This is a genomic window from Mesorhizobium sp. M0276, from assembly GCF_040321755.1.
Taxonomy (GTDB): Bacteria; Pseudomonadota; Alphaproteobacteria; order Rhizobiales; family Rhizobiaceae; genus Mesorhizobium.
The window spans coordinates 1-7,722 of record NZ_JAMYSC010000115.1; the positions used below are offsets into that span (position 1 = coordinate 1).

Here is a 7,722-nt window from a genome sequence, read left to right on the forward strand (position 1 = left end):
TTATTTTTTGTCTGCGCGCTGGTTGGTGTCGTTTTGTTTTTTTATTCTTCTTTGGGGGCCCCCCGTCTGGCGTCCAAACAGCCCGCCATGTTGGTGGACGTGCGGCAGTTTTTCCTGCACGCCCGCGAAAATTGCGTCGGCATCTAGAGCGGCTTCTAGGCCGATTGCGGAACCGAACCTTTTATAGCCTCGCCGATCTCATTCCCCGGCGAGGAGCGAATTGCTGTGCACGTGCGTGCCAGCAGCAACGCCGCCACATACGATCGCCGTGCATATGCCGCCAAACCATCAGCGTTATCGCGAATGGACGCCGGCGATACGCAGCGAAGCCAACCGGATCGGCCCCATGCTGCGCGTTCTGGTTGATCGGATCATTGAGAAGCGTACGCATCTTGAACAGGGATACCGTGCATGTAACGGCATCATCGCCTGGAAAGACGTTTTGGCGCCGATCGCCTTAAAGCGCTGCGCAGCGCGCCCGCGACGTCCCGGCCAAAGGATCTGCAACCGATCACGCCGTGTTTGCCAGCGTCGCCAGGATCCACAACCGGATCAACGAGACGCTCTTCGAAAGACCGCAGGATTATGCGCCCCGATTCGCCACCAAGCCCAGCGGCGGCATCGACCCGCGGCGGTGGTGCCAGGGGTTCTACGCAGCCATCAATCTCAAGATCAAAAAATGGAAATCGCTACTCGACCTCAACAACCCCAACCACGGCCTGCTGCTGCCGATCCTGATCTACGTCGACAAAAGGGCGGGCCCGTCCTCGGCAAGCCCGGGCCGGGGCCCGAGACCGCGCACGCACGAGGCGTACAACGACATCGCCCTCGTCATCCCCGCCCTGCGCGAACTCCACTAGGTCACCCGTTATGACGATCCGAAGTGACCGGCGCTGGCGCTGACCAACGAGCGACTTAACCATCAAGACGATTTCGAAAGGTGCCCTGGCGCATCGCTTACCCTCCGGATAACGTAAGGGGTCCAAGAGTTTTCAGGCGAACTACTTGCCGGCGCCAAGGTTCTGGAGGATGGTTTGGACGTGCACAGCGCCACACCAATCGATCCGCGAGGACCGCATCTGGTTTGCTGAGGCCGTATCAGCTTCGCTTCAGCGTCGGCTTGTACGAGGGCGCGAGACACGCCAGGCTGGCAGAGAACGGTCCGGTGAAGAGCTTCATCGTTCGGGTGAGTGGGTCAATGCTTCTGTTCGTGGTCCCCGGAACCGCATGAATTTTAGCATGCAAGCGGGTGCGGTCACGCGACCACCCGAAATGTGCATGAGCGACGCCACGGTTCGTCGTTCAATGTCCCCTTTCCCACTTGGAAGGACCAGTTCGACAGGTATCGCACGGCGGCGCCACGAGCACGTCACGCGCCATCAGAACTGCAATGCAGCGATTGTCCCCCGGCAATGCGCCTCGCCGAACGGCTCGATGCGTTTATCCTATCTCGCCTCAAGCACCGCATTGAGGAACTGTCGCGTACGCTCGTTCTGAGGGTCGCCAAAGAACTGATCTGGCGGACCCTGTTCGACAATCTTGCCTCCGTAGAAGAAGCAGACGCGATCAGAGAACTCCTTGGCGAAGCCCATCTGGTGGGTGACCATCAGCATGGTGAGGTCATGCTCAGTGCCGAGCTTGCGGATCACGTTGAGCACTTCCCCGACCAACTCCGGGTCAAGGGCCGAGGTCACCTCATCGAACAGCATAACCTTCGGCCGCATGGCGAGCGCGCGGGCAATGGCCACGCGCTGCTTTTGGCCGCCGGAAAGCTGGATAGGGAAATGGTTCTTCTTGTCGCTGAGCCCCACCATGTCGAGCAGATCTGCTGCTCGGGCCTCAGCCTCGTGCCTGGAGATCCCAAGCACCGAGACCGGCGCCTCCATGCAGTTCTGAAGCGCAGTCATGTGCGGGAACAGGTTAAAATGCTGGAACACCATCCCGATCTGAGCGCGCACGCGCCGCAGATGACGCTCGCTCGCCGGCACCATCTGGCCATTCTTCTGCATGTGCGTGAGCGGCTCCCCGTCCACCCAGATCACTCCCTTGTTGATACGCTCCAGCGTCATCAGCATGCGCAGCACGGTGGTCTTCCCCGAGCCGGAGGGCCCGATGATCGATACTTTCTCGTTGCGCGCGATGTCGAGATTAAGCCCGTCCAGTACGGTCAACGCCCCGTAGCACTTTGTGACGTTCTCGAAGCGGACCATGGGTTCGTTCATGACTTTCTCTTTGCGAGTAATATCGAGATCGAGCTCGTCTGATCCGGTCAGTGCGTCGTACCGCTTCGTGCCCTCAAAGCGAAGCACAGTTTCATTCATCGCGGAAGACCTCCTACTGCAGATGGTAACGGCGGTGAAGCCACACGCTCACCGACTGCACGATGGCGGAAGCGACCAGGCTGAACACGAGATAGAAAAAGCCGGCCATAGTGATTACTTCGGTAAAGCGGTAATTGGAGGCGCCTAAGTTCCTGGCCTGTTGAAGCATTTCCAGGATGGAGATCGCCGCCAGGATCGGAGTGTCTTTGAACATGCTAACCAGGTAGTTGCCGAGGCTTGGCACGATTGGCGGGATGGCTTGCGGCAGGATGATGGCGCGCCAAGTCCGCCTTCGCGGCAGATTGAGCGCTGTGCAGGCCTCCCACTGGCCGCCGTCCACATCCTCGATACCCCCGCGGTAGACTTCAGAGATATAAGCTGCGTAGTGGATGCCGAGCATACCGACGCCCACTGTCCAGGCAGGAATGACGATGCCGACCTGGGGACCGACGAAATAGATGAAGAATACCTGTAGCAGGAGTGGCGTCGAGCGGATGAACTCCACGATTTCCGTCATGGCCATGGACACATAGCGGTTGGACGATTGGCGGATCAGCGCGAAGATCAGGCCCAGTACGAGCGCGATTACGAAGCCGAGCAATGTCGCCTGAATGGTAACGATAGCACCGCGATACAGATACGGAAACGCCTCCCAGACGTAGGACCAATCCCAAATGCTCATGCCGACGCCTGCCGCACGAAGCCGCGCGAGAGGCGGCGCTCCAGCCAGCGCACGAAGGGTCTGATGAGAGCGCGCGCCATGATATAGTAGCCAAATAGTGCCACTGCGAAGAATAGCAGGTAGTCGCCGGTGGCATCGGCCGCCTGCTTGGCGGCTGTGGTGAACTCGGTGATGGTGATGAAGAACACGAGCGAGGTCCCCATGAGCACACCGTTCAGCAGGTTGCCCCAAGCCGGCAGCATGGCGCGAATCGCCTGCGGCAGGATGATGCGACGCATCATCGTCATCCGCTTGAAGTTGAGCGCTGTTGACGCTTCATACTGCCCCCGATCAACGGCCTGAATGGCGGCGCGGACGTATTCGGCGCCATAGCCGGAGCCATTCACGCCGAGACCCAAGATTGCGACAGTCCATGGCGATAGGAAAACACCGAAGAATGGCAGTACAAAGAACCACCAGTAGAATTGGACCAGCAAAGACGTACCGCGGAAGAATTCGATGTATGCGATGCCCAACCAGCGTAGCGGCCAATGGCGGGAGACGCGGATCAGGCCGACGATCAGTCCCAAGGCCGTCGTCACCAGAGATGCCGCGAGAGTTATGATAAGGGTAGTCGCAACGCCTTTTGCCAAAGCCGCCACACTGAAGCCGAGCTCAAACTCGTTCATGCCTCCCCCTTTGGACGCTCTCCGGCCAAGGCCGGGGAGGTGGTCACGTGGATGAACCGCAGTTTCCGGATTGGCATCAACGATTGCAGGCCGCTGCAGTCGTGGTGCCGTCCGGCAGGTTGTCTTTGGTGTAGCCGTATTTGCTAACCGACGACATCATTTCGTCAGATCCCATGTAAGCTTTCAACACAACATTAAACGCGTCGACCGTTGCCTGTTCGTTGAGCGGGAAGGCGATGGCGCCATAGTCGCGCGGGACGGGCGAGGTGTACGGGTCGGCTAGCTCGAGGCCGTCATTCGATGCGGCGAGTTTCGTCGCTTCGAACCAATCCATAACGCCAGCCGCGGCGCGTCCAGACTTCACAGCCTGTGAGATCTCAGCGGTCCCGGCGACCTGCATGATCTTGTCATCGGCGAAGCCTAAATCTTGCGCGATCTTGACTGCGGTGTAACCAGAACCTGTGACAAGGACGAGGCCCTTGTCGCGGACATTCTCGAATGAATGCACCGCCTCCGGGTTGCCCTTCAGCACGATCAGCGCGTCCTTTGCCGTGGAGATCGGTTCACTGAATAAAACGTTGCGGCAGCGCTCCGGCTTGATGTACATTCCACCAGTTATGATGTCGAAGCGACCGGCCTGCATACCGGGAATGAGCGCGCCCCAGTCGGTTACGACTGACTCGACTTTTGTCGTACCCATCTTCTTCAAGATATCCACTACTATCGCATTGACTAAGCCGAGCGGCTCATTGTTGGCACCCGGATAAGCGCCGGGAGGTGCATTGGAATAGCCGAGCCGGATAGTGTCTCCATTCTTGATTCTGTCAAGTAGCGACTGCGCCGGGGCTGAACCGGCCATCAAGCCGATTGTCACCGCCGCGATGCCGAGCGCAGCCATCCCCTTCAGGACAAAACGTTTCAATGGGTTATACCTGTTGTTGTTTTTCGAGTTATCCATGCGTTATTTCCTCCTTCAGTTATTTACTTGCCGCTGTTCCTACCAGAACATGCAGTAGCTTGAAGCTGCCATTCCCCTTTATATGCGAACTTCGGACCATGCCCCGGCCACCCCTGGACGTACTGTGGGCCACCTGTTACCGGACCGCTCTGTGTCGCCTCATTACCTTAACAAATCAAATTAGCCGCTTCGCGCAAATCACCACTTGGCAATGCAGGAAATCGGCGTTTTCTCGACGTATGCGCATATCTTCTGTAATTCGCTGCGGGTGAACGGAACAATTTCATCTTACAGTGATCAAAGGATCGGCCGGACAGTTGAAGCTAAAGGCCATCGAGTGTCAGACACCGCCGGAAGCCCGAAACCGTGCAAAGACGGTTCAGGGCCCGCATTTTGTCCCGGCAGTCTCCATCCGCCGTGTCCGTTGTTGAAATCAGTCAACGCTCCAAATCACACGACGCTGGAACCGGCGATGGGGGGCGGAGGCGAAGTACATCATCTCAGGCGTTTGTCCCGCCCTTTCGAAATCGGTTCTCCGCGACCACAACCTGAGGCATTGGCGCAGGAGCGCGTCAACGGCGGCCTCGCGCTTCCTTCGCCAGGAAACAATGGTCGTGCGGTGAGATCCTTGGATCGAATACGCGACGGATCCGACATCGATCCCGCGTGTTCACGGACCAGCCAGATCGTTTCATCCGTAGCAACGCGTCGCCGCGCTGCGCGCAGGCTCGCCAAGTGCTGGCCAACCGTACCGCGACCTGACTGTTCTCCTGCTCGTTAATTGGCCGCGATACGCCGCTACGGCGATCGGACACTTGCCCTTGTGTCGTCGAGCGACGTAGCGCCCTGGCGCCAGCAGCCCGTATTGCGACAGAGTACCTTCTGAGCAATTTCGCCGCATTCAAGCCGCAAAACGCGATTCACCGGTTCCGGTCCGGTGTGGAAATCCATCGCCCCCCTCCCAAGCCAGAACCCCCATTCCCGCAATCGATACTCAACAAACTTTATGATAATGTACGAATAGGCAATGGACTCGGATGACTAGGCAACCGACTTGAACGTCAACCTGCAAAGGTTGGTGAGATCGTAGATGGGTAACTTCGTTGCACAACGAATAGCCGGCGCGACGATCGAAAACACGGTACATTCGAACAGGATTGCCGCGATATCGGGATGAGCGGCGCGGAGTCGCGCTATGCAGGCCATTACATCGGTTTCGATATCAGCGACACAAGCAGCGATCTCGGCTTTGGCAGCTACATCTGTTTTTGTTTCAGCAACTTCAGTCGGACGGGACGGACACATCATCTCGAATCTATGCAACGTGCTGGATTCGATTCCCCCGCCGATTACCACTCTCTCCCGGTCGGCCGGATCCTTGACCCCGAGCAGATCTTTGTCGCAATGAGCCGAGTCGGCCGTAACGATAGCAAGCTTAGCGGCTGGCGGCAGCTGACGGAGCAGCGTTGGAATGAGCAGTAGGCTAGACATCGCCACGGGCACATTTACCACGGCAGCTACCGCCTCCTGATGTCGGATGAAGAAACCGCAGTCTGCAGTAATTGCATTTGCGCCTCTTTCGACCAGGCGCCTAGCAGCTTCGATGCAGGGCGACTCGAGTGCTCGATCGCCGCGGATCACCGATTCCGCCCAAGCTCCTGACACGGTCTCCCAGATGACCGGGAAGCCGAACGTAGCGGGATTCAACATCGACCCGGAGGGCCACGCTGTGGTGCCGCCGGCGGGCCCTCCTTCGAGCGTCAGAACTCCAAGAGAGGGGAACTTCTTCAAGGCCATTTGCAACCCCAAAATGAGACGTGCAATCCCAGCAACGTCTAAGGAATAGAACTTCTTGTAGGCCGCCCAGCCACCGCTGTTCCTGCCAGAACACGCGCAATAGTAGGAAGCGACCGTGCCCTTATTCTTTGACAGCGGACCGCTTGCAGGAAATCGGCGTTTTCTCGATACGGGCGCATATCTCCTTCAATTTTCTGCTGGGATCGGAACAATCTAATTTTGTACCGTGGTCATTTGGTCCGTCGAAACCCCGTCAATGCGATTCGGCCGGACGGTCGGCGAGCCACCGTTCGCGCGTGCCGCTCTGCCACTTTCGACAATACCGTTGCGGCAGGAGCTCGGAGCGCATCGCTGGCTTCAGGCGGGCGGCATCAGCGTCAGGCGGTCGAGCGGGCTCTGCGTCCAGGCGATCGTGCTTGTTGCCACATGGGCCGTCGTCGAAAGGTTGTTGTGCCCAGCAGCACCTGGATAATCCGGTATCGTACCGCTCTCAAGCATACGAGTCGCAGAACTGTGGCGCAGCGTATACACGCTCATGCCCTTAGAAGAAACGCAACGCACAGACCGCCCTGGTTCAGCGCCGGCCAGGAAATACTCTGTAACACCAGAAAACCTGGAACGCACGCCGCCACCGCGTGCCGATAGGATCGTTGCGTCGCGGGCGACAGGTCGCTCATGCGACGACGCAGCAGGCCCACCGCCGCCGGTGGCTTCATCCATGGGATTGTCTCCTGGTCGGGGTTTGGTCTCAGCAACCAAACGAAACCTTCTCATTAGGAGGCCATTCCCGCTAATGCAGACGCCAATCCCGCATGAACGCTTTCGTTCCATCCACCGGCGATTCAATCAATCACTGAAACGTGCTAGGCGGACAAACAGGTGAGCACGTCCTCCGCTAGACCGCGCCGACCATCAGGCCAAGGCCTGCCGCGGCGGTCGCCGCGCCGGCCAGCCGCACGAGGCCGCGAAAGCGCCGGCCCGGCAACAGACCCAAGCCGATACCTGCGCCGTGGAGGAGTGCTGTGGCTAGGACGAAGCCGGTGACATATTCGAAGCCCCGCGCAGTCTCTGGGATCTCGGTGCCGTGCGCGTGGCCATGGAAGAATGCAAAGAAGCCAATGATGATCGCCCCTGCCGTTACAGGCAGGTCCACCGCAGCGGCGACCAGCAGGCCGAGCGCTACAATCGAGGCGAGGATGACGGGCTCGACGAAGGGAACGGGCACGCCGGTGATGCCCAGCGCACCGCCAGCAAGCATGAGGCCGACGAAGGCCGCCGGCCAAGCCCAGAGCGCGC

7 protein-coding genes and 1 pseudogene are annotated in these 7,722 nt (G+C 58.9%); 1 reads left to right on the plus strand and 7 read right to left on the minus strand.

Features of this window, described 5'->3' with window-relative positions; translation table 11 throughout:
- Positions 1 to 512: 512 nt before the first annotated feature.
- Positions 513 to 860, plus strand: a pseudogene (locus tag NKJ01_RS35590) (UPF0149 family protein); the annotation flags it as partial.
- 585 nt (positions 861 to 1,445) lie between these two features.
- On the opposite strand, the gene ehuA reads toward NKJ01_RS35590, so the two are convergent.
- The 7 genes from ehuA to NKJ01_RS35625 form a co-directional block, all read right to left on the minus strand.
- The gene (ehuA, locus tag NKJ01_RS35595; protein WP_352735232.1) at positions 1,446 to 2,222 is read right to left on the minus strand and encodes an ectoine/hydroxyectoine ABC transporter ATP-binding protein EhuA; all 777 of its coding nucleotides are present in this window, start codon (positions 2,220 to 2,222) and stop codon (positions 1,446 to 1,448) included.
- Positions 2,223 to 2,334: 112 nt separating this feature from the next.
- The gene (ehuD, locus tag NKJ01_RS35600; protein WP_352735220.1) at positions 2,335 to 3,003 is read right to left on the minus strand and encodes an ectoine/hydroxyectoine ABC transporter permease subunit EhuD; all 669 of its coding nucleotides are present in this window, start codon (positions 3,001 to 3,003) and stop codon (positions 2,335 to 2,337) included.
- The gene (gene ehuC, locus NKJ01_RS35605) at positions 3,000 to 3,671 is read right to left on the minus strand and encodes an ectoine/hydroxyectoine ABC transporter permease subunit EhuC (RefSeq protein WP_352735222.1); all 672 of its coding nucleotides are present in this window, start codon (positions 3,669 to 3,671) and stop codon (positions 3,000 to 3,002) included. The genes ehuD and ehuC overlap by 4 nt, the downstream gene beginning before the upstream one ends.
- Positions 3,672 to 3,747: 76 nt before the next feature.
- Positions 3,748 to 4,629, minus strand: coding sequence for an ectoine/hydroxyectoine ABC transporter substrate-binding protein EhuB (ehuB, locus tag NKJ01_RS35610; protein WP_352735224.1), 882 nt, complete (start codon positions 4,627 to 4,629; stop codon positions 3,748 to 3,750).
- Between the two features lie 1,041 nt (positions 4,630 to 5,670).
- Positions 5,671 to 6,426 (minus strand): aspartate/glutamate racemase family protein, encoded by a 756-nt coding sequence (locus tag NKJ01_RS35615; protein WP_352735226.1) that lies wholly within the window; start codon positions 6,424 to 6,426, stop codon positions 5,671 to 5,673.
- 357 nt (positions 6,427 to 6,783) lie between these two features.
- Entirely contained in the window at positions 6,784 to 7,146 is a 363-nt protein-coding gene (locus NKJ01_RS35620) for a site-specific integrase (protein WP_352735228.1), read from the minus strand.
- Between the two features lie 175 nt (positions 7,147 to 7,321).
- On the minus strand, positions 7,322 to 7,722 hold a 401-nt coding region (locus tag NKJ01_RS35625), incomplete at its 5' end, for a HupE/UreJ family protein (RefSeq protein ID WP_352735230.1).

What these genes read in the sequence shown, in the direction of transcription:
- ehuA (WP_352735232.1), bottom strand. Translation starts at nt 2,222, where the DNA reads ATGAACGAACCCATGGTCCGCTTCGAGAACGTCACAAAGTGCTACGGG.
- ehuD (WP_352735220.1), bottom strand. Translation starts at nt 3,003, where the DNA reads ATGAGCATTTGGGATTGGTCCTACGTCTGGGAGGCGTTTCCGTATCTG.
- ehuC (WP_352735222.1), bottom strand. Translation starts at nt 3,671, where the DNA reads ATGAACGAGTTTGAGCTCGGCTTCAGTGTGGCGGCTTTGGCAAAAGGC.
- ehuB (WP_352735224.1), bottom strand. Translation starts at nt 4,629, where the DNA reads ATGGATAACTCGAAAAACAACAACAGGTATAACCCATTGAAACGTTTT.
- NKJ01_RS35615 (WP_352735226.1), bottom strand. Translation starts at nt 6,426, where the DNA reads ATGGCCTTGAAGAAGTTCCCCTCTCTTGGAGTTCTGACGCTCGAAGGA.
- NKJ01_RS35620 (WP_352735228.1), bottom strand. Translation starts at nt 7,146, where the DNA reads ATGGATGAAGCCACCGGCGGCGGTGGGCCTGCTGCGTCGTCGCATGAG.